25 protein-coding genes and 1 pseudogene are annotated in these 25,404 nt (G+C 32.6%); 13 read left to right on the top strand and 13 right to left on the bottom strand.

Annotation, left to right across the window (positions count from 1 at the left end):
* The first annotated feature begins 1 nt into the window (after position 1).
* From Q0772_RS00390 to xylE, 3 genes are all read left to right on the top strand, one after another.
* The gene (locus tag Q0772_RS00390; RefSeq protein ID WP_298338614.1) at positions 2-1,492 is read left to right on the top strand and encodes an FGGY family carbohydrate kinase; all 1,491 of its coding nucleotides are present in this window, start codon (positions 2-4) and stop codon (positions 1,490-1,492) included.
* 135 nt (positions 1,493-1,627) lie between these two features.
* Positions 1,628-2,953 carry a xylose isomerase gene (gene xylA, locus Q0772_RS00385; protein ID WP_298340581.1) on the top strand — a complete coding sequence of 442 codons (1,326 nt, stop codon included), beginning with the start codon at positions 1,628-1,630 and terminating at the stop codon, positions 2,951-2,953.
* 68 nt (positions 2,954-3,021) lie between these two features.
* Entirely contained in the window at positions 3,022-4,446 is a 1,425-nt protein-coding gene (gene xylE / locus Q0772_RS00380) for a D-xylose transporter XylE (protein WP_298338611.1), read from the top strand.
* 148 nt (positions 4,447-4,594) lie between these two features.
* Here the strand turns inward: xylE and Q0772_RS00375 are convergent, their stop codons facing one another.
* The 5 genes from Q0772_RS00375 to Q0772_RS00355 form a co-directional block, all read right to left on the bottom strand.
* Entirely contained in the window at positions 4,595-5,431 is an 837-nt protein-coding gene (locus Q0772_RS00375; RefSeq protein ID WP_298338608.1) for a DUF2807 domain-containing protein, read from the bottom strand.
* A 145-nt stretch (positions 5,432-5,576) separates the two neighbouring features.
* Positions 5,577-6,305 carry a head GIN domain-containing protein gene (locus Q0772_RS00370; protein WP_298338604.1) on the bottom strand — a complete coding sequence of 243 codons (729 nt, stop codon included), beginning with the start codon at positions 6,303-6,305 and terminating at the stop codon, positions 5,577-5,579.
* A gap of 189 nt (positions 6,306-6,494) precedes the next feature.
* Positions 6,495-8,285: a PspC domain-containing protein gene (locus Q0772_RS00365; RefSeq protein WP_298338601.1), complete on the bottom strand. Its 1,791-nt coding sequence runs from the start codon at positions 8,283-8,285 to the stop codon at positions 6,495-6,497.
* A complete protein-coding gene (locus tag Q0772_RS00360; RefSeq protein WP_099564330.1) occupies positions 8,282-8,623 on the bottom strand; it encodes a PadR family transcriptional regulator in 342 nt (113 codons plus the stop codon). Before Q0772_RS00360 ends, Q0772_RS00365 begins: the two co-directional genes overlap by 4 nt.
* Before the next feature lie 221 nt (positions 8,624-8,844).
* Positions 8,845-9,291 carry a DUF4870 domain-containing protein gene (locus Q0772_RS00355; RefSeq protein WP_298338593.1) on the bottom strand — a complete coding sequence of 149 codons (447 nt, stop codon included), beginning with the start codon at positions 9,289-9,291 and terminating at the stop codon, positions 8,845-8,847.
* Positions 9,292-9,449: 158 nt separating this feature from the next.
* Between Q0772_RS00355 and Q0772_RS00350 the strand changes: the two genes are divergently transcribed.
* The 3 genes from Q0772_RS00350 (at position 9,450) to Q0772_RS00340 (ending at position 11,200) form a co-directional block, all read left to right on the top strand.
* Complete coding sequence (locus Q0772_RS00350) at positions 9,450-9,905, top strand: DUF4442 domain-containing protein (protein ID WP_298338590.1); 456 nt, start codon at positions 9,450-9,452, stop codon at positions 9,903-9,905.
* A gap of 179 nt (positions 9,906-10,084) precedes the next feature.
* Entirely contained in the window at positions 10,085-10,885 is an 801-nt protein-coding gene (locus Q0772_RS00345) for a TIGR00266 family protein (RefSeq protein ID WP_298338587.1), read from the top strand.
* A 120-nt stretch (positions 10,886-11,005) separates the two neighbouring features.
* The gene (locus Q0772_RS00340; protein ID WP_298338585.1) at positions 11,006-11,200 is read left to right on the top strand and encodes a hypothetical protein; all 195 of its coding nucleotides are present in this window, start codon (positions 11,006-11,008) and stop codon (positions 11,198-11,200) included.
* A gap of 35 nt (positions 11,201-11,235) precedes the next feature.
* Here Q0772_RS00340 and Q0772_RS00335 read toward each other — a convergent pair whose 3' ends face one another.
* Positions 11,236-12,177: a LysR substrate-binding domain-containing protein gene (locus Q0772_RS00335; protein WP_298338583.1), complete on the bottom strand. Its 942-nt coding sequence runs from the start codon at positions 12,175-12,177 to the stop codon at positions 11,236-11,238.
* Between the two features lie 241 nt (positions 12,178-12,418).
* On the bottom strand, positions 12,419-12,844 hold the full coding sequence (locus Q0772_RS00330; RefSeq protein ID WP_298338580.1) for a DUF2141 domain-containing protein: 426 nt from the start codon (positions 12,842-12,844) through the stop codon (positions 12,419-12,421).
* A gap of 207 nt (positions 12,845-13,051) precedes the next feature.
* Between Q0772_RS00330 and bla the strand changes: the two are divergent.
* Both bla and Q0772_RS00320 read left to right on the top strand, forming a co-directional pair.
* Positions 13,052-13,771: pseudogene (gene bla / locus Q0772_RS00325) on the top strand (subclass B1 metallo-beta-lactamase); the annotation flags it as partial.
* Complete coding sequence (locus tag Q0772_RS00320; RefSeq protein ID WP_298340580.1) at positions 13,757-14,623, top strand: polysaccharide deacetylase family protein; 867 nt, start codon at positions 13,757-13,759, stop codon at positions 14,621-14,623. The pseudogene bla and the gene Q0772_RS00320, both read left to right, overlap by 15 nt.
* Positions 14,624-14,913: 290 nt before the next feature.
* On the opposite strand, the gene Q0772_RS00315 is transcribed toward Q0772_RS00320, so the two are convergent.
* From Q0772_RS00315 to Q0772_RS00295, 5 genes are all read right to left on the bottom strand, one after another.
* Positions 14,914-16,245 carry a DUF58 domain-containing protein gene (locus tag Q0772_RS00315; RefSeq protein ID WP_298338577.1) on the bottom strand — a complete coding sequence of 444 codons (1,332 nt, stop codon included), beginning with the start codon at positions 16,243-16,245 and terminating at the stop codon, positions 14,914-14,916.
* Positions 16,246-16,319: 74 nt separating this feature from the next.
* On the bottom strand, positions 16,320-17,396 hold the full coding sequence (locus Q0772_RS00310) for a MoxR family ATPase (RefSeq protein WP_298338574.1): 1,077 nt from the start codon (positions 17,394-17,396) through the stop codon (positions 16,320-16,322).
* Positions 17,397-17,398: 2 nt separating this feature from the next.
* Positions 17,399-18,604 carry a DUF4350 domain-containing protein gene (locus Q0772_RS00305; protein ID WP_298338572.1) on the bottom strand — a complete coding sequence of 402 codons (1,206 nt, stop codon included), beginning with the start codon at positions 18,602-18,604 and terminating at the stop codon, positions 17,399-17,401.
* Positions 18,604-19,287, bottom strand: coding sequence for a hypothetical protein (locus tag Q0772_RS00300; RefSeq protein ID WP_298338569.1), 684 nt, complete (start codon positions 19,285-19,287; stop codon positions 18,604-18,606). The genes Q0772_RS00305 and Q0772_RS00300 overlap by 1 nt, the downstream gene beginning before the upstream one ends.
* Before the next feature lie 38 nt (positions 19,288-19,325).
* Positions 19,326-20,315 (bottom strand): stage II sporulation protein M, encoded by a 990-nt coding sequence (locus Q0772_RS00295; protein ID WP_298338566.1) that lies wholly within the window; start codon positions 20,313-20,315, stop codon positions 19,326-19,328.
* A gap of 24 nt (positions 20,316-20,339) precedes the next feature.
* Here Q0772_RS00295 and Q0772_RS00290 point away from each other — a divergent pair, with 24 nt between their 5' ends.
* Entirely contained in the window at positions 20,340-21,059 is a 720-nt protein-coding gene (locus Q0772_RS00290; RefSeq protein WP_298338561.1) for an RDD family protein, read from the top strand.
* Between the two features lie 348 nt (positions 21,060-21,407).
* Positions 21,408-22,019 carry a trimeric intracellular cation channel family protein gene (locus tag Q0772_RS00285; RefSeq protein WP_298338559.1) on the top strand — a complete coding sequence of 204 codons (612 nt, stop codon included), beginning with the start codon at positions 21,408-21,410 and terminating at the stop codon, positions 22,017-22,019.
* Here the strand turns inward: Q0772_RS00285 and Q0772_RS00280 are convergent.
* Positions 22,016-22,720, bottom strand: a complete 705-nt coding sequence (locus tag Q0772_RS00280) for a peptidylprolyl isomerase (RefSeq protein ID WP_298338556.1) — start codon at positions 22,718-22,720, stop codon at positions 22,016-22,018. The two genes, Q0772_RS00285 and Q0772_RS00280, sit on opposite strands and share 4 nt — an antisense overlap.
* Positions 22,721-22,725: 5 nt before the next feature.
* On the opposite strand from Q0772_RS00280, the gene Q0772_RS00275 reads away from it, so the two are divergent.
* The 3 genes from Q0772_RS00275 to Q0772_RS00265 all read left to right on the top strand — a co-directional run bounded on the left by Q0772_RS00275 (position 22,726) and on the right by Q0772_RS00265 (position 25,404).
* Positions 22,726-23,367 carry a CoA pyrophosphatase gene (locus Q0772_RS00275; protein ID WP_298338553.1) on the top strand — a complete coding sequence of 214 codons (642 nt, stop codon included), beginning with the start codon at positions 22,726-22,728 and terminating at the stop codon, positions 23,365-23,367.
* A 77-nt stretch (positions 23,368-23,444) separates the two neighbouring features.
* Positions 23,445-24,251 carry a lysophospholipid acyltransferase family protein gene (locus Q0772_RS00270; RefSeq protein ID WP_298338550.1) on the top strand — a complete coding sequence of 269 codons (807 nt, stop codon included), beginning with the start codon at positions 23,445-23,447 and terminating at the stop codon, positions 24,249-24,251.
* A gap of 277 nt (positions 24,252-24,528) precedes the next feature.
* Positions 24,529-25,404, top strand: a complete 876-nt coding sequence (locus tag Q0772_RS00265; protein ID WP_298338547.1) for a 3-keto-5-aminohexanoate cleavage protein — start codon at positions 24,529-24,531, stop codon at positions 25,402-25,404.

The raw sequence follows: 25,404 nt of genomic DNA, 5'->3' as shown, positions 1-25,404 counted from the left end.
AATGAATTATTACTTAGGATTAGACATAGGAAGTTCATCTATTAAAGCCGCTTTAGTAGAAGTAGAATCAGGTAAAAGTTTAGGTGTAGTGCAAGAACCAAAAGAAGAAATGGGAATGTACGCCGCAAAAAATGGATGGGCAGAACAAAGTCCAAACGATTGGTGGAAACACATTTGCAACGCTATTACACAATTAAAAAAGAAGTATAACGTAAGCAAAACCCAAATTAAAGGTATAGGTATTTCTTATCAAATGCATGGGCTTGTCGTAATAGACAAAGAAGGCAACCCTCTTCGTAAAAGTATTATTTGGTGTGATAGTAGAGCAGTTGAAACTGGTAATACAGCTTTTAATGAGATTGGAAACGATATCTGTGCTACAAACCTTTTAAATTCTCCTGCAAACTTTACTGCTTCAAAATTAAAATGGGTAAAAGATAACGAACCAGACATTTATAATAAGATTTATAAATTCATGCTCCCAGGAGATTATGTAGCATATAAATTTTCCAATACAATAAATACGACTATTTCAGGATTGTCAGAAGGTATCTTTTGGAATTTCAAAGAAGACAATGTAGCTGATTTTTTATTAGAACATTATGGTATAGATAAAGCCTTAGTTCCAGATATTGTTGAAACATTTGGAGTACAATCTACAGTTGATGAGAAAGGAGAAGCAGAAAGTGGTATTGCCGCTGGAACGCCTATTTTTTACAGAGCAGGAGATCAACCAAACAACGCTTTGTCATTAAACGTTTTCAATCCCGGCGAAGTAGCAGCAACAGGAGGGACTTCAGGCGTGGTTTATGCAGTAACTGATAGTTTATCTGCCAAAGAAAGTTCAAGGGTAAATAACTTTGCCCATGTCAATTATCAAAAAGGTGCAGATCCAAGAATTGGTAAGTTACTATGCGTAAATGGCGCAGGTATTCAGTACCGCTGGTTACTTAATAATTTAGCAGTAAGCTCTTATGAAGAGATGAATACGTTGGCATCAGAAATTCCAGTAGGATCGGATGGTGTCTGTTTAATTCCTTTCGGAAATGGTGCAGAACGTATGCTAAATAACAAAGAAATAGGTACGCGTATCGTCAACATGAATTTAAACAATCATCACAAAGGGCATATGTGTAGAGCAGCCCTAGAAGGGATTGCGTTTTCATTTGTATACGGTATGGAAATCATGACATCAGACGGTATAAAACCAAGCGTAATTCGTGCTGGAAACGATAATCTATTCCGCTCAGAAATTTTCGCAAATACAGTAGCCACTTTAATTGAGCAGGAAATAGAAATTTACAATACAACTGGTGCTATAGGAGCAGCCCGAGCAGCAAATTTACACAATGGTGATTTTGAAGCCTTCGGAAAGGCTATTATGGATAACGACCATGTTATGACGTTTATGCCGTTTAAAGATAAGAAGCCCTATCTAGAAGCTTATAATAATTGGAAAAACGAATTAGAACTTATAATAAATAAAAAATAGTTGGGCGTTACCCAAGGGTCGGGCTTTACGTTGCAAGTCCTCGCTCGTACCTCGCTGTGGGCTTTCCACTGCAATCCCTAACGCAATATAGAACAAGAATTAAGCAAAGACATAAATATAAAAACACAAATAAATATTTTAATTATGGCAAATACAGAGTATTTTAAAGGAATAGACAAAATTAAATTTGAGGGGAAAGATTCAGATAACCCATTAGCATTTAAATACTACAATCCGGATCAAGTTGTAGCAGGAAAATCAATGAAAGATTGGTTTAAATTCTCAATAGCTTATTGGCATACGTTCTGTGGTCAAGGTTCAGATCCATTTGGTCCAGGAACACAAAACTTCGCATGGGATCAATCATCAGATCCTATTCAAGCAGCAAAGGACAAAGCAGATGCCGCTTTTGAATTTATAGGTAAAATGGGCTTTGATTATTTCTGTTTTCACGATTTCGATTTAATCCAAGAAGGAGCAACCTTTGCAGAATCAGAACAAAGATTAGCAACCATTACAGATTATATCAAAGACAAACAAGCCGCTAGTGGTGTTAAATTATTATGGGGAACAGCAAACTGTTTTTCAAACCCACGCTACATGAATGGTGCGTCAACAAATCCAGATTTCGATGTAGTAGCCAGAGCAGGAGGGCAGATTAAATTAGCACTAGATGCAACCATAAAATTAGGTGGTGAAAACTACGTATTCTGGGGTGGTAGAGAAGGTTATATGTCTTTATTAAATACAGATATGGGACGTGAGCTAGACCACATGGGGCAGTTTTTAGGTATGGCAAGAGACTATGCACGTAGCCAAGGTTTTAAAGGGAATTTCTTTATTGAGCCAAAACCTATGGAACCATCAAAACACCAGTACGATTTTGATACAGCAACAGCTATCGGGTTCTTAAAGGAATACGGATTAGATAAAGATTTCAAAATAAATATAGAAGTAAATCACGCTACTTTAGCACAACATACATTCCAACACGAAATTGAAACAGCTGCAAAAGCAGGTATGTTGGGAAGTTTAGATGCTAACAGAGGTGATTATCAAAATGGTTGGGATACAGATCAGTTCCCTAATAACATTCAAGAAACCACAGAGGCTATGTTGGTTTTCCTTAAAGCAGGAGGCTTACAAGGTGGAGGTGTTAATTTTGATGCTAAAATCAGAAGAAACTCTACAGATTTAGACGATGTATTCCACGCGCACATAGGTGGTGCAGATACTTTTGCTCGCGCTTTATTAATTGCAGATAAAATTATAACTTCGTCTCCTTATGAAAAATTAAGAAAGGAACGTTACAGTTCTTTTGATTCAGGTAAAGGAAAAGATTTTGAAAATGGTAAATTAAGTTTACAAGATTTATATAAAATCGCTCAAGAAAACGGCGAATTACAATTAAAAAGTGGTAAACAAGAGTTGTTTGAGAATATTATTAATCAATACATATAATAACCATAAGATGTTTCAGGTTTTTAAACTTGAAACATCTTTAAATATTAATTAACTAAATATAAATTATGGGAACATCAAAAAATTCAGGATATTTATTAAAACTTACCTTAGTGGCTACACTAGGAGGGCTCTTGTTTGGGTATGATACAGGTGTTATTTCGGGGACCGTAGGTTCTTTAGATAGCTTTTTTGTAGAACCTAAAGGCTTATCAGAAGCAGCAGCAAATGCATTTAAGGGATTTTTGGTGGCTAGTGCTCTAATTGGTTGTATAATTGGTGGTATTTTTGGTGGACTTGTAAGTAAAAAGTTAGGTAGAAAAAAAGGATTAATTCTTGCTGCGATATTGTTTTTAATCTCTGCTTTGGGATCTGCAATGCCTGAAATGGGTCTAGCACCAATTGGAGAATTAGATCATACGTTTTCCACAATTTTTATCTGTTATAGAATTATAGGAGGTATAGGTGTTGGTTTAGCATCTATGCTATCTCCACTTTATATTGCAGAAATTGCTCCTGCAGATAGTAGAGGTAAACTGGTCTCTTTTAATCAACTGGCTATCGTAGGTGGATTCATGGTCGTTTATTTTGTAAATTATTTTATCTCTAGAGGTGGTGGATCAGATGCATGGTTAAATGAAGTAGGTTGGAGATGGATGTTTGCCTCAGAAGTTATTCCTGCAGGATTATTTTTGGGCTTATTGTTTTTTGTACCAGATACGCCTCGTTCTTTAATGCTTAAAAATAAACCAGAAGAAGCATTGGATGTTCTTAAAAAAGTAAATGGTGAAGAAGAAGGAAACAGAATTTTAGCTGAAATAAAAAACTCTGTTACAGAAACTCAAAGCTCTGGAAAATTATTATCATACGGTTGGGGTATTATACTTATTGGTATTGCTCTTTCTGTATTCCAACAATTTGTGGGTATAAACGTGGTATTATATTATGCACCAGAAATCTTTAAATCTATTGATCCTAATACAGATGGCGCTCTGTTATTAACCATTATTGTGGGTATTGTAAACTTTTTATTCACAATTATAGCAGTTAAAACAGTTGATAAGCGTGGTAGAAAACCGTTAATGCTTATTGGTGCATTAGGTATGGCAGTAGCTATGTTGGCTTTAGGGTTTGTGTTTTTCTCTGGAGCAACAGGATATTTAGCTTTAGCATGTATGATGCTTTATGTTGCAAGTTTTGCATTAAGTTGGGGACCTGTAGTTTGGGTTTTATTGTCTGAAATATTTCCTAATAAAATTAGAGGGAAAGCTATGGCAGTTGCAGTTGCAGCTCAATGGATTTCTAATTATTTAGTATCATTAACCTTCCCAATGATGAATGATAATACAGCTTTAACCGAACAATTTAATCATGGTTTTGCATATTGGGTTTACGGTATTATGTCTTTATTAGCCATGTGGTTTGTTTGGAAGTTTGTGCCTGAAACAAAAGGGAAAACTTTAGAAGAGATGGAAGATCTTTGGAAGAAATAAATCAAATACATTATTTTAAAAAGTCAGTAATAAAAAAGATAAAATCCCGTTTTTACGGGATTTTATCTTTTTTAAATTATTAATAATTTTATATATAATTTTGTAGTTTAACTTGAATAGTATCTTTTAAAATGAGTTAAAAAACATATTACTTCACTTTCTTCTGAAGTTTTGTTGTATCAGTAAGTTTATTTATAATAATTTTAGGGTTCCCATAAAGGTTAATACTGCTGCTGCCAGAAGCATCAATAGTAATATTATCTAAAACTTCAAGATATGCATCACTACTAATTTCGCAAACTACCTCACAAGTATTGATTGTAAAGTTTTTTCCATTGAATTGCGTATTGTTGTCTAAATCTAACTTAGCAGTTTCGCTAGAACCTTCAATATTAGCGTTGGCACGTTGATATAATGTTGTAGAAATATCAGTTGTATTTATTAAAGCTTCGAGTTTACTGTTTCCGCTCATGTTTAAGATGCAATTTTCAGATGTTAAGTTTAGTTTTACTTTAGACTTATCATCGCAACTAAAATCAAAGTTATCAGATTTTATAGTTAAACCAGCTTTTGATGCACCTCTGGTTTTTAATGTCCCATTTTCTAAATCCATAGTGGCTAATGATAATATTTCGGCATTATCCGTAGTTTCAATATGTTTTAAGGCATCATTATAAGTAACTTTAATATTCAATCGTTTTTTTGAAGTGATTCTAATAGTCTTATTGAAAGTTAGCACGCTGTCTATGACCTGAAATTCTATAAATTCGTGTAGATTTTCATCTGTTTCAATTTCTACATAAGGATTTCTATCATAAATGATTTCAACTTCAAAATCTTCGTCCAAAGCTATCGTGTGGTAAGATTCAATATTTGTTTGAACCGTGGTTACATTTCTATTGCCTTTTATTTTTTCAGAACTTTGCGCGTAACAAAATGAAAAAGACAATAAACCAAAAAAAAGAAGTGCTAGGATTTTTTTCATTTTTGAAATAGATTAATTGCTTAAATGTTACAAATTAGACACATAGACGCCTAATTAGTCACTAACAAATATAAAACAAAAACCACTCCAAACTTTTTATGAAAGTTTAGAGTGGTTTCAAAATCAGCTGGTTTTTCTGTTTGATTTATTGCTGTCTTATACTGCCAGAGGCGCTATCACTTTTATCAACCTTTTCAGGATTTCCATAATATTTAACGTCGCCTCCACTTGATGCTCTCGCTGACAATTCTTTTGTTGAATTAACCGTGATATCGGCGCCACTAGTAGCCTTAACTTCACTAGATTCAGCTCTTAAATCTGCAGCTTTAATATCGCTTCCGCTTGTAGCTTCAGCAACCAGTTTTATAGTTTTTCCTGAGACTTTTAAATCACTTCCGCTAGTAGATTTGCAATGTAAAACAGAAGTATTAACGTCAAGTTTCATATCACTACCACTTGTAGATTTCAAATTCAACCTATCGGCTTTAATCGTATTTGTAGAATATACATCGCTGCCGCTAGTAGAAATAATACTGGAGATATTTGTAAAACTAACATTAACACGTTTTGAAGTTGCTCTACCAATATTCTGTTTGGTATGTATTTTTAAAACACCATCCTCAATTTCAGTTAAAATAAATTCATGTAAGTTTTCATCAGCTTCAACAGTTATACTTTCGTTGTTGCTTTGTGTTAAATAAACATCTAAACCTTCAGTAGCTTTAATTGATGTAAAAGGTTTATTAATGTTTCGGTCTTCAGTAATTACGTTACCATTTCCTTTAACACCTGAGTTGAAGTTAACATCGAAATTACATGAAAAAAGCGTTAAGCTCAATACGGTGGCAATAATTAATTTGATTAGAGTTGACATGATTGTTTTGTTTTTTGATGATTAATTAGTTGTTCAAATATCTAATGTTACGTGTGTGTTTAATAAATTAAATATCCGAATTGTTGTATTTTAATGATGAATTGTTAGAGAAACCCAAAACTTAAAAGCGTAGCGAATAAAGTTTTAAAGGTTAAACTAATCCCGAATTTTATATCGGGATATCTTTCGTTAGTCTTCAGATTTTATATCAACACCCTCAGAGTTAATATTAACGTTTACATCTTCAGCTTCAGCTTTTATTCCGTTTTTATCTATTTTTAAATGGACATCATCAGATTGAATTTCTACTCCATCATCATTGATTTTTAAATTAGGAGTATCTACCGTTACATCAAAATCTTCTTCAGGACAATCTAAGCATTCAGCCTCATCATAACCAATTTTTAAGTAATGGTTGGTCTTATCTCTAGAAACAATGTTACCATCATAAGTGCGATAGTGCAAATAGTTTCTGGTGCTATTATTAAAATAAGCTATTGAGTTTTCTGGTAAGTACAGAATAACATCTACTTCTTGATCACTAAACTTATTATCAGGATTCGTAGTTAGGTAAGAGTTTAACAATAAAGTTTTTCCTCTAAGCTCAAAGCCATAATCAATATTTTTAGCACGCTCTATAGCTTTTTCATAGTTGCTGGCATCTGCTCGTTTTCTTATTCCAATTTTTGCTAAAGAATCTGTGGTAGATTTTACTATAATATCTATATCAGAGGAGTATAATACTTTGTCTCCATTTTCATTATACGCAAGTTTAAATCTATTATGGCGATGTCTGTCGGTATTAAAATTATCACTATTTACCATTTTAATATCTAAAGTGTCATTTGCTGTAATCGGTAATTCTGTTTTTGAAGTATAACTCTCTTCAAAAGCATGTTCGCTCGCTTGTCTTACTCCCACAACAACTAAAGCTATAATAGAAGCTAACCACAACCCTAGTAGGGTAAATTTTGCAACGTTTCCTATAGATTTCAAGTTGTTTATAAGAATCTTAAGTCCTAGATAAAATAAGAAGAAGAAAGGAATGCCAAAAGCGAAAAATGCTAATAGCGATACTAACCAAATAGGGGTTTCTCCTGCATTAACAAGTTCAACCATATCTAACCCTGGAATGTGTATTATATCTGCAACACCTAATGAGAACAAACCAATAATTAAACCAATTAAAGCAGCAGCTCCCGCAATTATTAAGATAGCACCAATAAACTTTGCAAACACCTTAAAGAAAAACATAATAACATCCCCAATAGTATCAAAAAAAGTTCTTGACGACGATTTTATCGAGTTACCAGTTTTTTTTACATCAATATTTTTGGCAGCATTCGATACGGAATCCGATACATTTTTCGCAACATCACCAACAGTTTCAGTTACCGTATCAAATCCATCTTTAATTTTTTTTTCAATATTGCTAATGTTCACAGGCTCCCCTGTCATGGTTAGCTTTTCAGCAGTTGTTTTAGCCTCAGGAACTAACACCCAAAGTAAAATGTATAGTAATATACCTGTACCTGCTCCAAAAATTAAAAGAATCCAAGCTAAACGAATCCAAATAGTATCAATACCAAAATAATGACTTAATCCAGACGATACACCTCCAATATAAGAGTTGTCTGTATCTCTAAAAAGTTTTCTAGAAGAAGCAGATTTGCTGCTTCTGTACGAGGTTTTGGGCTCATCCTCAAAAATCTCGTCATCTACCAAGTAATCTTCAGGTTGCCCCATAATTGAGATTACTTCATCTACCTCTTTAATTCTTATAACTTGTTTATCGTTTTGCACGCGCTCGTTAAAAAGTTCGGCAATACGCGCTTCAATGTCTGCTATAATTTCAGATCGACCTTGTGAGTCTGTAAATGAACGTTTTATAGCCTCCAGATAGCGTTGCAATTTTAAGTACGCATCTTCATCTATATGAAAAAATATACCTGCTAAATTTATGTTGACTGTTTTATTCATTTTTTTGTTGTTTTTTGGCTTGTTACTATAGTTACTGCATTATGTAATTCACTCCAAGTGGTATTCAATTCCTTTAAAAATAATTTTCCGGTTTCGGTTAAACCATAATATTTTCTTGGAGGTCCAGAGGTCGATTCTTCCCATCTGTAATTTAAAAGTCCTGCGTTTTTAAGTCGTGTTAATAAAGGGTAAATGGTCCCTTCAACTACCAGCAACTTCGCATCTTTTAAGGTGCCCAGTATTTCTGCTACATATGCATCGTCGTCTTTTAAAACCGATAGTATGCAGAATTCCAAAACCCCTTTACGCATTTGTGCTTTTGTGTTTTCTATCTTCATAGTGTCATTCGTTTAATGTTGTGAAACTGTTCATTTTTTGATTGATTTGATTGATGATTATTTTGATGAAATTTGTATTCTAAATTATAATTTGGGCGTTACCCTAAAGGGTCGGGCTTTCCGTTACAAGTCCTCGCACTTCCTTCGTCAGGCTGTGGGCTATCCACTACAATCCCTAACGCGGGCATATTTGCTAACTAAACGCGTTCCTAAGCATAGTGTCATTTTAAAAAGTTAATAGTTAACGGATATTTATAAACCTGACCATCTCTAGCTTTTAAACTCGCAACAACAATCAAGGCTAGTTCAATAATAAAACCAATTACTGCAAAAGCACCTAAAACACCACCTATATAAAGTAGCGGAGAAGGCTTTCCAATATTAATATGAAAACTCTCAAAACCATGAAAATCTATAAAGTCAATGCCATTAAAAATTTTAAAAATAAAAAGCGGAATCGTCAACGTTCCTAAAATTATGGCATACAGAAAAACACTAATCTGAAAATTAATAGCCTGTTTTCCATGCGTATCTATAAATTCAGATTTTTCTTTATTGGCACTCCATAATATTATTGGGCCAATAAAATTTCCAAACGGAATAAAGAATCTACTAAAGGTAGATAAATGAATAAAAGTGGCAATGTTTTTTTGATGATTGTCTAACATGATTTTTGATGATTGATTAAAACATATAATAGTTTCTTATGCAAATATATGTCTAAAAGAAGGTACTTTGTTACGCATAGTACTAAAAATTAACATAAATTTAACATTTATCAATAGCTTATAATTTCATAACTTAGTAGAGAATTAAAAAAAATATAATGACGTTAACACCAAGAAAATTAAATACTTACACTATGTTTAAACTGCCAGCAGCATATCTGTGTGGTGTTAGAACAAAACATATAGATAACGAGAAATGTGTGGTAGGTGTTACATTTAAATGGATAAACCAAAATCCTTTTAAGTCTATGTTTTGGGCAGTACAGGGTATGGCAGCAGAGTTTTCAACGGGTGCATTAATGATAAGTAAGATACAAGAATCTGGTAAACGTATCTCTATGTTAGTAACATCAAACAATGCCACATTTACCAAAAAGGCCACAGGAAAAATTAAATTTACCTGCAATGATGGAAAAGCAATAGATGAAATTCTAAAAAAAGCCATAGAAACAGGAGAAGGGCAAACCTTATGGATGCAATCCGTTGGGTTAAATGAAGATGGTGTTGTAGTCTCCACTTTCAATTTTGAGTGGAGCGTAAAAGTTAAGAGCTAGTTTAAAGTCTCAGTCTCAGTCTCAGTATCAGTCTAGGTAGTCAATAAGTCTCTTAATTCTTTGCGACTTATTGCCTTTGTGAGAAAATAAATTTATTCTCAGTTTGGAATTTTAAAAAAACTTGTAACAAAACTCAAAACAAATCAACATATAAACAAATCAACAAAAAACAATAAAAAATGACATCACACGAAATAGATTATCGCATCTACGGGGAAGAAATGCAATACGTAGAAATAGAACTAGACCCACAAGAAGGCGTAGTAGCCGAAGCAGGAAGCTTTATGATGATGGATGACGGTATTAAAATGGAAACCATTTTTGGAGATGGCTCACAAAAAGATACAGGCTTTTTAGGGAAAATTCTAGGAGCAGGAAAACGTATCTTAACAGGAGAAAGTTTATTCATGACAGCCTTTTATAATGATCTTGTTGGAAAACGTAATGTATCCTTTGCATCACCATACCCTGGTAAAATTATCCCAATAGATTTAACAACATTTGGAGGTAAGTTTATTTGTCAAAAAGATGCCTTTTTATGTGCAGCAAAAGGTGTAAGCGTGGGTATAGAATTTTCTAAAAAATTAGGTCGCGGACTTTTTGGAGGCGAAGGTTTTATCATGCAAAAATTAGAAGGTGATGGTATGGCATTTGTTCATGCTGGGGGAACGATGGCTAAAAAGGAATTAGCAACAGGAGAAACTTTAAGAGTTGATACTGGATGTATTGTAGGGTTTGATCAAACTGTAGATTATGATATTGAGTTTGTTGGCGGTATTAAAAATACTGTATTTGGCGGCGAAGGCTTATTCTTTGCTAAGTTGCAAGGTCCAGGAACTGTTTTTGTGCAGTCTTTGCCATTTAGCAGGCTTGCAGGAAGAGTATTGGCATCAGCTCCAAGAGGTGGTGGTAAAGACAAAGGCGAAGGAAGCATTTTAGGTGGTTTGGGCGATTTATTGGACGGCGATAACAGGTTTTAATGTGTTAAAGTCCTATTAAAATAGTAGACTAATGTAATTTTTTATTAAATTTAGAGTTCTAAATAAAAGAGCCTATAAAAAAATCTACTATTAATTTAAACCTAAAACCTTAACAAGAACATGGCGAGAGCAATGCTAGAGTATACCAAAACTGTGCTTAATAAAGTTAGTTTTGATACAACGTTGTTTTGCAAAGAAGTACAAAAGGCATTACAAAGATTACTGCCTTATGAGATTGAAGAGCTTAAAATTTTTATTCAATCAATGGTACAGCAAAACCCAGATTTAAATCAATGTTTAATTTATCTAAAATAAAAAAAGCGACCCACGGGTCGCTTTTTTAATATACTTTATTTATTAGGCAACGGACTTATTATTTTTACATTCTGAAAAGCAATAGCGCCTCGTATTATTCCAGAAATCACATCTTGTAGCGCTTCTATAATTTGCATCTTTAACTCACTTTTGTGATAAATAATACTAACTTCTCGTGCTGGAGTAGGCTCTGTAAAGTGATGTAGATTAGCTTTTTCTTTATCGTTAATGTCTATAGTATGTAAGTAAGGTAACAGTGTCATACCCAAACCTTCGTTCGATAATTTTATCAAGGTTTCAATACTTCCGCTTTCTAATTGAAATTTATCATCAGAGTGGTCTTTAAAAACTTTACACAAATTAATAACACCATCTCTAAAACAATGTCCGTCTTCAAGAAGTAACATATCATCAATATCTAAATCTGCTATTTCAATTTTTTTATTTGAATGTAAACGGTGGCCTTTTGGAATGTAACTTACAAAAGGCTCAAAATACAGTACGCGTTCTTTTATATTGTCATCCTCTAATGGTGTAGCAGCAATAGCAGCATCTAAATGCCCATCCTTTATTCTAGCTATAATTTCCTCGGTAGTTAGCTCTTCAATTTTAAGCTTAACTTTAGGGTGTTTTTTTATAAAAGTTTTTAAAAACATTGGGAGTAATGTTGGCATAACAGTGGGAATTATTCCCAATTTAAACTCGCCGCCAATAAATCCTTTTTGCTGATCTACAATATCTTGTATTCTATAAGATTCGTTTACAATGTTTCTGGCTTGGGTTACTATTTTTTTACCAACATCAGTAAGCTCAATAGGTTTTTTGCTTCTATCAAAAATTTGAACATCAAGTTGATCTTCTAATTTTTGAATTTGCATACTCAAGGTAGGTTGAGTTACAAAGCATTTTTCTGCAGCTTTGGTGAAATTTTGGTTCTCTGCAACAGCTAAAACATAATATAATTGAGTAATTGTCATCGATGTGATTTTAGGTCATAAAAATATAAAAACTATCAATAAAACTTATAGAAACAGATGTTAATTATAAATTAATCTTGTGGTTAGAAAGAGAAAAATGTTACGATTTGAAAGGTTGTCTTAATTGTAACGTCTAAGGTATTAGTTTAGTTTGATTAGTTTAGAGTTAGTTTTAAAAAAGCGACCATCTTAAAAAGAGGTCGCTTTTTTTATTTTAATTTATTAAGTTTTTTTATAAATTTTAAAATATAATTTTTAAATCTAAATCTTTATCATTCAAATCAAATTTTGCTGAGTCAAATTGCGGAGGTCCATAACTTATTGGATTATTTGACATTCCGTAAGATTCTTTAGGCATACCGTTTTCTTGAAAATCCATTCTTTTATTTTCGTTTTCGTCGTGTAATGCCATAATAGCGTAACTCCCAGCTTTTACGTTTTTAAAAGTTACTGTAATTTTCCCGTCAACAATTTTGCTTTCTGCATTCATAATACCTTGACCTTTCATAAAGGTGTCTTTGGTATGAAGTCCTAGAATAACACTACCGTTATTATTGGTTATGTTTTCTATGGTTACTGTAATTGATTTTCCTGTGTCTGCGCCTTCTTGAGCGTTACTAAAGTTTACTGATACTACTAGTGCGATGATTAATGTTAATGTCTTCATGATATATGGTTTTATGTGTTTGACACTTCAAATATCTAACACCAGTATAGGTTTTTAAAATTGTAATGACCGAACTGTATTTTTTACATGATGAATCGTTAATTATCGTACTTGACTTTGTCAGAAAAAAAGGATAATTTCGTTTAACAATCGATAAAGTTCATTGAAACGGAACTTTATCTTTGCGTTGTAGCTAATTTCAAAAAAATGACGAAATCTTTAATTTTATTTTTGAGTGTCCTATTTTACATTAATTGCTATACACAAAATAGGATATATAAATCAGAAACACTTATTATTAGAAAAGTATCGAATAATACATTTATTCACACATCATTTTTAGAAATTCCAAAATATGGTAAATTTCCTCTCAATGGATTGATATTTAGAAACAATAAAGAAGCTATTGTATTTGATACTCCAATTGACAATGTAGTTTCCAAAGAATTAATCAAATGGATTACTCAAGAATTAAAATGTAAAATAAAATCAATTGTTATAAATCATTTTCATGATGACTGTCTAGGTGGATTAGATGAATTTCATCTAAATGGAATTAAATCTTATGCAAATAATAAAACCATTACATTATCTAAAGCTGATAATACTACAGTTCCTAAAATTGGTTTTGACAAGGAATTAATATTAAATATTGGAAACAAAAAAATCATAAACACCTATTTTGGAAAGGGTCATACAGTGGATAATATTGTAAGCTATATTCCAAGTGAAAACCTACTATTTGGAGGATGCTTAATTAAAGAAACAAATGCCCGTAAAGGCAATTTAAAAGATGCTAGTTTAGCAGAATGGTCTTCAACAGTAGAAAAAATAAAACAAAAATATCCTCAATTAAAAACGGTAATTCCAGGACATGGGAAATATGGAGGAACCGAATTATTAGATTATACAATCAATTTATTTGAACCACCCCGACCAACTATTAGCTTTACATTTGATGATGGAAGCACATCAAATAAAGGCTCTTATAAATTTGAAGAATGGAATAATTTAATTCTTAACCATTTAGATGATGAAAACATTAAAGCCGTTTTCTTTATTAAAGGAAATGGAGTGGTAAATAAAAAAGGTAAGTATTTATTAGATAGTTGGAATGAAAGAGGTCATAAAATTGCAAATCACACCTTTTCACACCCTAACTTCAATAGAAAAAACATAAGTGCGTTAGATTTTAAAAAGGAATTACTAAAAACCGATTCTCTAATTAATGGTTACAGTAATTTCAAAAAATTATTTAGATTTCCTTATTTAAAAGAAGGAACTTCTAAAGTTAAAATAGATAGTATTCGACATATTTTAAATGATTGTGGATATAAAAATGGATATGTTACAATTGATGCATCTGATTGGTATATTGATAGTAGGTTAAATAAAAGATTAAAAGAAAACCCTAAAGCTGATATAGAAACGTTTAAACAATTCTATTTAGAACATATATTTGAACGATCTTCATATTATGAAACACTATCATATAAGCTTAATAATAGACATATAAGTCATACATTATTACTTCATCATAACCTAGCTGCTGCTTTATTTTTAGATGATTTAATTGACATGTTTAAGAAAAAGGGCTGGAAAGTTATTTCTGCTGATAAAGCTTTTAATGACCCTATCTTTAGTAACATTCCAAATTATGCTGGTGAAAGTTTAATTTGGGCATTAGCCAAAGATTCAAAAAAATACGAAAATGAATTAAGGTATCCTGCTGAAGACAGTAGGTATGAGAAAAGTAAAATGGATAAACTTGGGTTGTAAAAACTAGCTACAACATAGTATATAAAAAATTGCTGGTTTTGGCTAAACCAATGTCAGTTGCTCGATTGCTAGCTTCTGATTTTCCTTCGGAAAATCCTCGCACACAAACACGCAACATTTCGTATACAAGACCGTCAAGCGAACCTTTCCAAAAATAAAACAACTTTCAGCTTAAAAAACTAGCTAGCAAATAAGCCTGCGTTAGGGATAGTAGTGGATAGCCCACAGCCTGACGAAGGAAGTGCGAGGACTTGTAACGGATAGCCCGACCCTTGTGGTAACGCCCTAAATTATAATAAGCCTCTGGCTTTTATTTCAAGATACTTATTTATAGTGTCTATAGTTAAGTTTTCTGGAGTTGTGAGGATGGAGTGGATGCCATATTTTTTGAGCTCGTTGACAATGAGGCGTTTTTCGAAGGCGAATTTTTCTGCAATAACTTTGTCGTAAACCTGTTCGATGGTTTCTGCTTTGTTTTCTATTAAGCTATTTAACTCTGTGTTTTTAAAGAAGATAATAACCAGTAAATGACTTTTTGCAATGGCTTTTAGGTAGGGGAGTTGGCGCTCTAAGCCATCTAATGTTTCAAAATTGGTGTACATTAAAATGAGGCTTCGGTGAGTAATGTGTCTTTTTATACTGCTGTAAAGTCTGCTGAAATCGCTCTCAAAAAAATCTGTTTTTACATTGTAAAGCGCTTCTAGAATAAGCTGCATTTGAGAGCTGCGTCTTTCGGCAATAACAACATTCTCTATACGTTTTGAAAATGAAAGCATGCCTGCTTTATCGTGCTTTTTTAAAACTACATTACTAATAACGAGAGATGCATTTATGGCGTAATCTAAAAGACTTAAACCGTTGAAAGGCATTTTCATGATACGTCCTTTATCGATTATAGAATATACGGGTTGTGATTTTTCGTCTTGAAATTGATTAACCATTAGCTGGTTTTTCTTTGCGGTGGCTTTCCAATTTATGGTGCGTAAATCGTCTCCTAATACATAGTCTTTTATTTGTTCGAATTCCATGGAATGCCCCAGTCTGCGTACTTTTTTAAGGCCGTATTCTAGTGAGTTTTGATTGATATTTAGTAGCTCAAACTTTTTTAATTGTTTAAAACTCGGGTAGGTGGGTACCATGGCGCCACTTTGAAATGTGAATCGTTTGGCAACTATATTTAATACAGATGATGCGTAAACGTTTAGGCTTCCAAAATAATATTCGCCACGTTCGGTGGGTTTTAAATTGTATTGAATGGTTTTTGATTTTCGTGATGAGACGACATCTTTTATTTTGAAATCGCGGACTTGAAACTGTTCTGGGATTTCATCAATAATTTCTAGGTGAATGGTAAAAGAATAATTGTTTCTTATCTCAAGTTTTATTTGATTTTTATCGCCATTTGAAAATTTATCGGGTAAAACTCTAGTCGCTTCTATTTTGTTTTTACCTATGAAAACGATTAGAAAATCTAAAAAGAAAAGCAGTATTAAAACTAAAATGGATAGTTGTGCAACATTGAACAATACTGGAATGAAATAACTTAAAGCAAACAACACCACAATGCCAATACCAGCATAGAAAAATCGGGGTTGTATGTAGAAGGGTTTAAAGAATTTCAAAGTGTTGTTTGTATGTTGATTTGTTTAAAGGTTTATCCGTTTGATACTGAATATTGCGACTATTACTGAAACTGCTAACGTGGTATCTCAACCGTTTCAATAATTTGCGTTATAATTTGTTTGCTATTTACACCTTCCATTTCGCGCTCTGGAGTAACAATAACTCTGTGGTGTAAAACTGGAATAGCTGCTCGTTTAATATCTTCTGGTGTTACAAAATCTCTTCCGCCCATGGCAGCAAACGCTTTACTCGATTTTAATATAGCTATTGATGCTCTTGGTGACGCTCCTAAATATAAAAACTGATTGCTTCTAGTAGCTACAATAAGTTGCGCAATATACTTTAGTAAGTGTGCTTCAACTAAAACTTGCGATACTAAATTTTGATATTCAGTAATTTGTTTTGCTGTTAAAAAAGATTCTATTTCATCAGTTTTAAGTTTGTCTTTTAACTCATGCTCTCTAGATAATATTTCTACTTCTTCCTCTAAATTGGGATAGCCAACATCAATTTTAAACAAGAATCTATCTAATTGAGCTTCTGGTAATCTGTATGTGCCTTCTTGTTCCACAGGATTTTGAGTGGCTAAAACCATAAAAGGCGAATCCAATTTAAACTTATTGCCATCAATAGTAATTTGCTGTTCTTCCATAACCTCAAATAAAGCAGCTTGGGTTTTGGCTGGTGCTCTGTTAATCTCGTCGATAAGAATCATATTTGAGAAAATAGGGCCTTTTTTAAATTCGAATTCAGAGTCTTTAAGATTGAAAACTGAAGTTCCTAAAATATCACTAGGCATTAAATCTGGTGTGAATTGAATTCTACTAAAATCAACACTCAACGATTTGGCTAAAAGTTTTGCGGTAATTGTTTTTGCAACTCCAGGAACACCCTCAATAAGCGAATGCCCTTTGGCTAAAAGCGATGCAATTAACATATCTACCATGTCTTTTTGTCCTACGATAACCTTACCAACTTCTGCACGTATTTTAGTGACGCTTTGTTGAAGCTCAGATAAATCAAGCCTATTTTTAAACTCTATGCCTTTAGAATCTTCTTGTAAAGCGCTATCATCAATTGATGATACAACATCTTGTTCTGGTTTTAGCACCTCCGCTTTAGGTGTTTTCTCTTCTTTATTCTCGTCCATAATTATTTGGTGTAAAATGCTTCTATATGTCTGTTGAGTTTTATCAAATTTTCTTCAAAAAACTCATTTTTTGATCTCATTAAATTAATATAATTGACTAGTTTTTTGACATCGTCTTTTTTCTTTCCTGTTTTAGAGGCTAATTTTTCTGTGAACTCTTCATCTAAAACATCGGTGTTTAAGTTTAAATCGCGTCTTATTTTTTCTAAAAAATACGTTATTTTTTTATCAACTAAGTTTTTGTGGTCTTTGGTATCAAAATATAAATTAGATACTGTTTTAACAAAAGCAATGGTGGTGTTTTGTAGTGGTTTAATAATTCTGATAATACGTTGTCTGCGTTTTGCATTAAAAATCATAAATAAGATTCCAAATACAATGGCTGTAAACCACGCCCATTTAAATGATAACTGTTCTAGAAACCACCCTAGATTAGATTCTTTTTCTACATCGCCATCATAACCTGTTTGAATTTTGGTGTACGAATCGAAATAGACATGATTATCTGGTAAGTATGATAAAATACCTTCTGCATACTTATAACGCTCTTCTTTTAAAAGATGATAATTGGTAAATGCTTTAGGTTCAGTGTGAAGAAAAACATAACCTTTTCCAAACGGAACTTTTAAGAAATTAACGTGTTTGTAATCAATTTTTGAATGTCCTAAAACGGTGTGATTAATGGAGTCAAACTCTGAAAAATATTGATCACTTGCGTTTCTATCGAGTATAATTTCTTCAATATTTACATGTTTTAGTGATAGATATGAAATACTGTCTTTTTTGTTTTCAACAAAGTTAACACTCACATCAAGTGTATCATGGAATTTCTGAGGGAAATAATAATCAGAGAGCAATAAGGTGTTGCCAGCATCCACAAAATTTAATAACTCATCAATAGAATCATCTTCCAAATAATCAGAATTTCCAATGATGATATAAGTCCCCTCTGCAACATGTTCACCATAACCATCTTCAGAATTAGCTTTTAAATAACTAGCTGGTTGATGATAAACGGTTCTAATTTTATAATCTTTAAATAGCTTTGGTAATTCTTTATAAAGTATACTTACCCCGTAAGGTTTGTTACTTTTTTCATCAAAAGATTGTTCCCAGTCAACGGTTTTGGTACGCTTTACACCAATAACAACGGATGCAGTAATTACAAGCACTACAAGTATAATAAGTACAGGTAAAATTTTTTTCATTACTTAACCTGATTTAAAAAGCTTGAAAAATTACTTTTCGCCTTGTTGTACTTATCTGTATTTAACGGAAACTCGCCATACCATATATAATTATAAAGGTAAGAGGTATATGCAAAATCTTTACTGAATGGTTTGCTACTTACTTCATCTAAATACTCATTATTAGTTTTGTCATCTTCAAATTTGATGTGATTTTTTAAGCTTAGTGTTTTTAAAACAAGAAGGTAGTAATAACGAATAGCAAGCCTGTAATCATTATTGTTTTCAGCGTTTTTTATTAAAGCATGAATATCTGCATTTTCAATGTTTTCAGCTGTAATTTCCTGATAAGTGTTAATCGATTTATTCTTGTTTATAGTAAATAAACCTGTGCCACCTTCATTTAATAATACATAAACTAAAAAGATAACTGCAAGTGCAATAGCGATGTAAAATAACCACGTAAAAGGACCTAAATTTATACTTAAACCGTCTGAATTGTTTCGTTCCTCTTGTTCAAGTTCTTCCTTTTTATAATCTTCATAATTACCAGAACCTGGTTGTGTTTTGGTTATTATGTCTGTGCCTTCATAATTGTATTTATTACTATCGTATCGGTCTTTAAAATCCGCATCAAATGTTCTGATATTTTCAGGTGTTTGTAATGCAGCTCTTCCAAATGTGGTTTGGAAATTGCTAATCACTATGACTAGGAAAACGAATATTTGTAGTTGTTTTATTTTCAAGTATGAGACGGACTTAAACGTTGAGGTTGAGTAATTTGTTTTTGAACTTTAAAAGGATAGATTAAATAATAATAACTAATAATACTAAGGGTAATAAGAATAATACCAACTGATAACCAATGAGGCATAATGTTAGAATAGCGTGTAATGAAACCCTCTAAAAAGCCAGCAGCAAATGTAAATGGAAACGTACTTATTAAAATTTTAATACCTGTTTTGGCTCCCATTTTAAAAGAGGTATATCTAGAATGTGTGGCAGGAAACAAAATACTAGCACCTAAAATTAAACCAGCAGCACACTCTATAACAATGGCGAAAATCTCCATGGCGCCGTGTATCCAAATACCACGAACACTCTCCCAAAACACTCCTTTGTCATAGAAGAAATACTGGAAAGAACCTAGCATAATACAGTTGTTAAACATAATATAAAGTGTGCCAATACCAAGAAATACACCAAGGACAAAAGCAATAATACCAACACGTAAATTGTTAATAGTTATACCAATAAAGCTCCCCCAATTACTACCACTTTTGTAAACAGCTACCGGATCACCAGCTTCAATATTTTCAAGAGACATATTTACATAATTATCTCCTAAAACTGAGCGTACAAATTCACCATCATTAGCAGCAGAAATAGCACCAATAAAAGTAAACGCCGAAAAAATAATAAACGCTATGTAAATAAATTTTCGATATTGATAACAAATTAAAGGGACTTCTGTTTTCCAAAACGAAATAATTCTATTGGTATCTGTACTCTTAGTTTTGTAAATCTTTTGGTAAGCGTTTGCAGATAACTGATTTAAATATGCAATTACCTTACTTTTAGGGTAGTAGGTTTGCGCATAAGCTAAATCGTTTATAACATGAATGTATTGAGAAGCTAGTTCATCAGGATTATCAAAATCATTATTAACGATTGCTTTTTCAAAACTCAACCATTTTTCCTTATTTTGCTTGATAAATGCAACTTCCCTCATATATTATATAAATTAAAATAATAAATGTCAGAGTTACAAATTAACACAACTCAAAATGTGAAAATTTCCTTCAATGCTGCAGGAGCTGGGGAACGCTTGTTGGCATTTTTTATAGATATGGCCATTAAAATTGGTTACATGCTGATGTTAAATTGGACGTTTGGAGCTTTTGATAATATGGATCAGTGGTCGCAAATAGCCATAAACACCGTGCTTAGTTTTCCTGTTATGTTTTATACTTTGGTTTTGGAATCTGTTTTGCAAGGTCAAACCATTGGTAAGCGAGTTTTAAATATTAGAGTAGTGAAAATTGATGGTTATCAAGCATCATTCTCTGATTATGTGGTGCGCTGGTTTTTCAGAATTGTAGATGTTTACATTTTTGGTCTTGGTTTTTTTGTAATGCTTTTTAATAAAAAAACACAGCGACTTGGTGATATGGCAGCGGGAACTGCAGTTATAGGTCTCAAAAATCATGTGAATATTAGTCATACTATCTTGGAAAATCTACAAGAAAATTATAAGCCAACATATCCAAATGTTATTAAGCTATCTGATAACGATGCCAGAATTATCAAGGAAACATTTTCAGCCGCAAGACAAACAAAAGACTATCAAACTTTAATTAAACTGCGACAAAAAATAATTGAAGTTGTTGGTATAAAAACCGTTAAGCATAGTACAGATATGGAATTTATCGATGTTATTTTAAAAGATTATAATTTTTATACGCAAAGTATGTAAGCAGAGAACCGCTTTTTCTTTTTAGAAAAAGTGAGTGAATCGCTTATCTCGATTGAAGAATTGGGATCTTTATATATTATACTTAGTTTCGATTTTATATTGGGTTTTAGGTAGAAATATATAAGTTTAAGAGCCGTTTTTTTCTTTTTCAGAAAAAGTTTCGAATCATTCATCACGCCTCAGGCGTGATCTCAAGAGAAGAAGACTTAACTAAAAAGCCATATTTTTGAAATAGAAAGACCTTAGCAAGCAGGTGCGTTAGGGATTGAGGCATTTGTTGAAGCTCCTCGCAGAGAGCGACTGCCGAAAGCCCGACCCGATAGGGGAACGCTATAATAAAAATAAATTATGTTCTACACTTTAGATATTTTAGGAACTATAGCATTTGCCATTTCGGGTGTTTTAGTAGCTATTGATAAAAAAATGGACCTATTTGGAATCCTGATTATTGCTTTTGTAACTGCAGTTGGAGGTGGTACGTTACGCGACCTTTTAATTGGTAATACACCAGTGAGTTGGATGAAAGATATAACGTTTACCTATGTTATTTTGGCTTCAGCTATTTTTGCAATGCTGTTTAGAGGTAAAATAAGCTACCTAAGGACGTCTTTGTTTTTATTTGATACTATTGGAATAGGGTTATATACTTTGGTAGGAATTGAAAAAGGATTAAGTGCGGAGTTACATCCTGTTATTTGTATCGCTTTGGGAACTATGACAGCTAGTTTTGGAGGTGTTATTCGTGATATTTTATGTAATGAAATTCCAGTAATTTTTAGAAAGGAAATTTACGCTACAGCATGTATTTTGGGAGGATTAATTTATTTTTTATTGAGGGAATTTCCAATAAAAGATGATTATGTGTTTATAATGGCAGGAATTGTGGTTATAACCGTAAGACTTATAGCTGTTAAATTTAAAATAGCATTACCAACCATTTATGCTAAAGAAAGTACTTAATTTAAAATTTCTACATTTCGGATAAAAATATTTTTATCGGGCCAGTCGCCATCGTCTGTTTCAACTGCAGCAATTTTATCTACCACATCCATCCCTCTGGTTACATGACCAAAAATGGTGTAATCGCCATCTAGAAAGTGAGCACCTCCTTTTTGGCAAACTATAAAAAACTCAAATGGTGAAGCTAATTTGTGAGGGTTTCTAATCTCACTACTGGGCATTGAAATAACACCACGATCATGTTTAAAACCGCGTTTTGTATCTGGTGGTAGCAAGTATTTGCCAATATAAGATCGTTTTCTAGCGGTTTTTACATCATCACTATTTCCAGCTTGTACTATAAAATTATCAATAACTCTATAAAATTGTGTGTCGTTAAAATAACCTTGTTTTGTTAGCCAAATAAAATTAGAACGATGAAATTTTGTTTCATCGTATAATAAAATATCAATATCGCCAAAATCGGTGGTTATTCTAACTTTATTTTCCTTGTGGTGCTTGTCATACTCTAAGAAAAACTCCATGGCGGTTTTGGAGTTAAGTTTTGGGAACTCGCGTTCGGGCTCTTCAACAGTATCTTTTACAACCTCCTTTTTAATAGGCTTTTCAACTTTAGTTTCTGAAGTGTTTTTCTTTTTAGTTTGTTTATCTTCACAGTTTAGAAATAAAAGAATAAAACTTAAGAACAATACAGCGCGCATAGACTATGAGGTTTGAAGAATTTTTAAAATCAGTTTCAAAAATAGAAAATATACCGCTTACAGCCGAAACATCACACTTTAAAATGGTGCCACCTTTTCGTCAAGAACTCTTAAATAAACAAGAAAAGGCTATAAAAAAAGCAAAACAGGCAGGTGTTTTAGCCTTATTCTATCCTGATATCAATAACGTTACTAAGTTTATTTTAATTCTCAGAAAAACCTACAAAGGCGTGCATTCTGCACAAGTAGCATTTCCTGGAGGTAAGTTAGAGCCGCAAGATACATCCTTGGAGTATACAGCATTAAGAGAAACCTTCGAAGAAGTTGGTGTGCCAGTTGATAAAATTAAAGTGCTAAAAAAAATAACTCAAGTTTATATTCCTCCTAGTAATTTTTATGTGCAACCCTTTATTGGAATTGTAGAGGAAACACCAATATTCATAAAGCAAGATGATGAGGTAGAAAAACTCATTGAAGTTTCTTTACAACATTTTTTAGATGATACAGCACTTATAACTAAAACAGTAAAAACATCTTATGGTGTTGAGGTTGAGGTACCTGCATTTAAATTAAATGATTATGTTGTTTGGGGAGCCACTGCAATGATACTAAGCGAAATTAAAGACTTGTTAAAACCGCTTTTGTAAAAGCTTAGTTTTGTTACATTTGCATTCCTAGCTTAAAAAAATTGATTAACTTACTAATTAAATTTGGCGCGTGATTTATGGGATTGTTTAAAAGAAATCCATTCGGACACATATTATTTGTAAAAAAGTGGCTCATTAGAATTTTGGGAGCCATGACCCATAGGCGTTTTCGTGGGTTTAATGAGTTGCAAATAGAGGGATCTGAAATTATAAAAGATTTACCCGATAAAAATGTGTTGTTTATATCCAACCACCAAACTTATTTTGCAGATGTAGTGTCTATGTTTCATGTGTTTAATGCCAGTTTAAGCGGACGTACAGATTCTATTAAAAATGTAGGTTATCTGTGGAATCCTAAGCTAAATATTTACTATGTGGCTGCAAAAGAAACCATGAAAGCTGGTTTGTTGCCTAAAATATTAGCGTATGTGGGCTCTGTGAGTATTGAACGTACATGGCGTTCTCAAGGGAAAGACGTACAAAGGCAAGTGAAAATGAGCGATATCTCTAATATTGGTAAAGCACTTGATGATGGTTGGGTAATTACTTTTCCTCAAGGTACAACTACACCGTTTAAACCCATTAGAAAAGGTACAGCGCACATTATAAAACGTTACAAACCTGTTGTTGTGCCCATTGTAATAGATGGTTTTAGGCGTTCTTTTGATAAAAAAGGGTTGCGTATAAAAAAGAAAAATATTCTACAATCTATGGAGATAAAAGCACCATTAGAGATTGATTACGATAACGAAACAACTGATGATATTGTAAAAAGAATTGAATATGCCATAGAGCAGCATCCTTCCTTTTTAAAGGTTATTCCTCAAAAAGAATTAGAGGAGCAAGAAGAATTGAATAAATTAAGACATTGGAAAGCAGATTAATATAATTTTGTATTATTCTTGATGATATTTAAGTACTAAACATTTATTCTTAGAATTATTCAAAAATCACCAAATTTTTAGAGTAATTACATGTAGTGTAAGTTTTAGTCTGTTTTTTATGAAGGTGTTTCTTTATATAGTTTAGCAATACTTTTTGATGTAATGATAATATTGAGCCCTCATAAACACATTTTAATGTCATTTAAACGAATTTTTAAATTGTGTCAACGCTTAATCATTATTTTTTTTCAATCTTGATAAGTAAAAAAGAAAATTAATGAAAAAGGATTTAATAATAAACTTTACGCCTACAGGCATGATTCCAACAAAGGAAATGTCACCACATGTTCCTGTTAGTGTTTCGGAAATTGTGGAAGATGTACATGCTGCTAACGAGATTGGTATAACTATGGTGCATTTGCATGCAAGAGACGCTGTTTCGGGCATGCCAACTTACAAAAAAGAAGTTTATGCAGATATAATTAGTGGTATTAGAAAGTATGCTCCAGAACTTGTAATCTGTGTGTCTTTGAGTGGAAGAGATTTTTATGAGTTAGAAAAAAGAAGTGATCCCTTGTTGTTAACTGATCACTTAAAACCTGACATGGGAAGTTTAACTCTAAGTTCGCTTAATTTTAATAAGACGGCAAGTGTTAACGACCCAAATATGGTTATGAGTCTTGCAGCTATGATGAAAGATAGAGGGATTGTGCCAGAGCTTGAAGCCTTTGATATTGGTATGGTTAATTATGCTAAATACCTCGAGCGAAAAAAGTTAATAGAAGCTCCATACTATTTTAATCTCCTATTTGGAAATATAGCGTGTTCTCAAGCTAATTTATTGCACTCTGGAGTGATGATTAACGATCTTCCGGATAATTCTTTTTGGAGTTTAGCAGGTATTGGAAATGAACAGTTAAAAATGAATTCTTTATCCATTGCAGTTGGAGGTGGTGTTCGTGTAGGTATTGAAGATAATATATGGTACGATAGAGAGAGAACTAAGTTAACAACAAATTTAGAGTTGCTTAAAAGAATCCATTTAATAGCAAATGCTAACGAGAGACAGGTCATGTCTTCAAAGGATTTTAGAATAAAGATGAATCTTGAACCTGGTAATGGATGCTATGGCAGAAAATTAAATAAATCTTGA

It is taken from the genome of uncultured Algibacter sp. (assembly GCF_947490405.1).
Classification (GTDB): Bacteria; Bacteroidota; Bacteroidia; order Flavobacteriales; family Flavobacteriaceae; genus Algibacter_B.
Note: the sequence above shows the minus strand (reverse complement) of the source record. Positions and strands in the feature narration are given on the sequence as shown.